The sequence below is a fragment of the Pseudoalteromonas sp. TAB23 genome (assembly GCF_000498075.1).
Lineage (GTDB): Bacteria > Pseudomonadota > Gammaproteobacteria > Enterobacterales > Alteromonadaceae > Pseudoalteromonas > Pseudoalteromonas arctica.
This window is the reverse complement of the sequence record NZ_AUTP01000029.1, coordinates 1-2,946: the sequence shown is the minus strand read 5'-3', so window position 1 is coordinate 2,946 and position 2,946 is coordinate 1. Positions and strand designations below refer to the sequence as shown.

Sequence of the window (2,946 nt, the reverse complement as noted above, 5' to 3'; positions counted from 1 at the left end):
CCTCTGGCACACATGCAAGCCCAAGGCGGCGCCTTTTTAGCGGGCACAGTGCATCAACAACGGTATTTTTAAATTTAATGGCGCTACTACTTGCTTGAATTTGCTCCCCCGAAAGCACTTTTAATAACTCTTCTTGTCCGTTGCCAGCAACACCCGCAATCCCCACTATTTCGCCTTGCTGTACTGCAAAGTTAATATTTTTAAGGGGTGTTTCAAATAACGCTTGTGCGGCGGTGGTTAGATTATTAACGGTTAAAAAATCCGCAGCACCCAAAGCTCTGCGAGTTTGGTTACTAATTGGCGTGTTGTCGCCTACCATCAGCCTAGCAATTGACTCACTAGTTTCGTTTTTAGGAATACAATGCCCGCTTACTTTCCCGCCTCTCAAAATGGTCGCACTGTCACATAACTCAATCACTTCGTGCAGTTTATGGCTAATAAACAGCACAGAGCAGCCTTCTTTTTTAAGTGACTTTAGGGTTTTAAATAATGCATCGACTTCTTGTGGAGTCAGTACTGAAGTGGGTTCGTCTAAAATAAGTAACTGAATATCTAATAATAAGCATCTAACAATTTCTACTCGTTGGCGCTCGCCAGTTGAAAGTGTTGATACCAGTCTATGGGGGTCTAATGGCATACCATAACGTGTTGATGTTTTTGTAATTCGACCCGCAAGCGTGCTGCTATACCCTGCTAAATCACCTAACGCTAGTTCAATATTTTGGGCGACCGTAAGTGTTTCAAATAACGAAAAATGCTGAAAGACCATTCCAATGCCTAAATCACGCGCATCAGCAGGCTCTTTTATATTCATTATACGGCCATTAAAAAACATGTCCCCTTGGTCAGGTTTAACCACACCATAAAGCATTTTCATTAATGTGCTTTTACCTGCACCGTTTTCACCTAATAAGGCATGCACTTCACCATGCTTAATTTTTAAGGTTACGTCATTATTGGCTATACATCCGGGATACTGCTTTGTCATTCCCTGCATAGTAAGGCGGTATTTATTATTCATTATTAGGGCCTATTTGTACTTAATGAGCAATTTAGCCTACTCAAAACATCAACTGACCAACCGGTCAACAATGGCATGGTAACTGCAATATACTTACCAAGATGAAAAAGTATTTTTCTTACCCGTGCGCAAACAACAAGAAAAAACATACGCCAAGCCTTTATGTATCAGGGCTTTATAAAAATTAAGGGGGTCTGTGTGATTCAATTTTTATTAAATAACACGCCAATTGAAGTACAAGAATGTTCGCCAAGTCTCACCATTTTGGACTGGCTTCGCACCAAAAAAGGGAAAGTGGGCACCAAAGAAGGATGTGCAACTGGCGACTGTGGCGCGTGCACAATTTTAGTGGGTGAAGAGCGTATAAATGCAAACGGGCAAACTAGTTGGCAATACAAAACAATGAACAGCTGTTTATTGTTATTAGGTAATGCGCATGCAAAACATATAGTAACGGTAGAGGCTGTGACTACTGGCTTATACCCAAACTTAACCGATTTACACCCCGTACAACGTGCACTGGTGGAGTGCCATGGTTCGCAATGTGGTTTTTGCACGCCCGGTATAATAATGAGTTTGTTGGCTCTTTATATTAATGAGCCTACGTACCCCGGTAAAAAAGCGGTTATTCATGCACTTGGCGGTAACTTATGCCGTTGTACAGGTTATAGCCCAATATTACTTGCAGCCGAAAAAGCCTATAGCTATGAGCGTAAAGCTGAACCTTACTCAGCAATGGCCGCCCAATTTAAAGCATCACTTAATACGCAATATGATGGCGATATTCCATTTTTAAAAAATGGTCCTCGCAAATTTTACTTACCACAAACTGCCCAACAACTTGTTGAGCTAAAAGCGCTTTATCCTTATGCACATTTAGTTGCTGGTGGCACCGACTTTGCCATTGAGCTTAGCCAAAACATGCTCTTACCGGATGTAATTATCGCCCTTAGCCAAGTAAAGGATCTTTGCACCTTGGCAGATAATAACGGTGAGCTACACATTGGTGCAGCACTCCCTTATAGCCAATTTGTTGAGGTATTTTATAACCATTACCCAGAGTCAAAAGAGCTATTTGAACGCTTAGGATCAAGCCAAGTACGTAACAGCGGCACGCTTGGTGGCAGCATAGGGAATGCCTCTCCTATTGGCGATCCAGCTCCTCTTTTAATCGCTCTTAATGCATCAATGGATTTATTAAGCAGCGCTGGTACGCGCACTATTAAAGTTGCCGACTACTTTATTGATTACAAAAAAACGGTTCTTAAAAGCGATGAAGTAATTAGCAAGTTCACCATCCCAAAGCGCCCAGAGTCACTAAAACTGGCATGTCATAAAATATCAAAACGCTTTGAAGACGATATATCTACCGTGTGTTTGGTACTTGCTATAGAGCATTCACAAAACATGATTACTCAAGCCCGCTGCGCTATGGGCGGTATGGCAGCTATTCCTAAGCGCGCGCAGCATATTGAGCAAAAGCTGATATCTCAATCATTACAAGTGAGCACTTTTATAGACGCAGCAACGGCTATTAACGATGACTTTACGCCCATGAGCGATGTAAGAAGCAGTGCGCATTACCGCACCACGGTAAGCAAAAACTTATTACAACGCATTGGTATTGAGTTTTGTGAGCCGCAAGCAAGCAACAATAACAACATTGCCATTACGAGGATCTCACATGCGTCACTTTGAAATGGATAAACTAAAAGCGCAAGGTGGTAGCGTTGGGCAATCTAAATATCACGAAAGCGCTATTAAACAAGTTTGTGGCAGTGCAAATTTTGCCGACGATAATCCTGAGCCTTACGGTTGCCTGCATGCCTACCCAGTGCTCGCCCCTGTTACAAGCGGCTTTATTAAATCAATTGATACAAGTCACGCACTGGCAGTTGAAGGCGTTAAACGTATTTTATCGGCAG

The 2,946-nt window shown here is 42.4% G+C and carries 2 protein-coding genes and 1 pseudogene; 2 read left to right on the top strand and 1 reads right to left on the bottom strand.

Annotation, left to right across the window (positions count from 1 at the left end; translation table 11 throughout):
* Nucleotides 1-1,021, bottom strand: a 1,021-nt coding sequence (locus L654_RS0100555; protein ID WP_024606946.1) for an ATP-binding cassette domain-containing protein, incomplete at its 3' end; no start/stop codon positions are given.
* Between the two features lie 198 nt (nt 1,022-1,219).
* Here L654_RS0100555 and xdhA point away from each other — a divergent pair.
* On the top strand, nt 1,220-2,719 hold the full coding sequence (gene xdhA, locus L654_RS0100550) for a xanthine dehydrogenase small subunit (protein ID WP_024606945.1): 1,500 nt from the start codon (nt 1,220-1,222) through the stop codon (nt 2,717-2,719).
* Nucleotides 2,706-2,946 (top strand): annotated as a pseudogene (locus L654_RS01000000125295) (xanthine dehydrogenase molybdopterin binding subunit); the annotation flags it as partial. The gene xdhA and the pseudogene L654_RS01000000125295, both read left to right, overlap by 14 nt.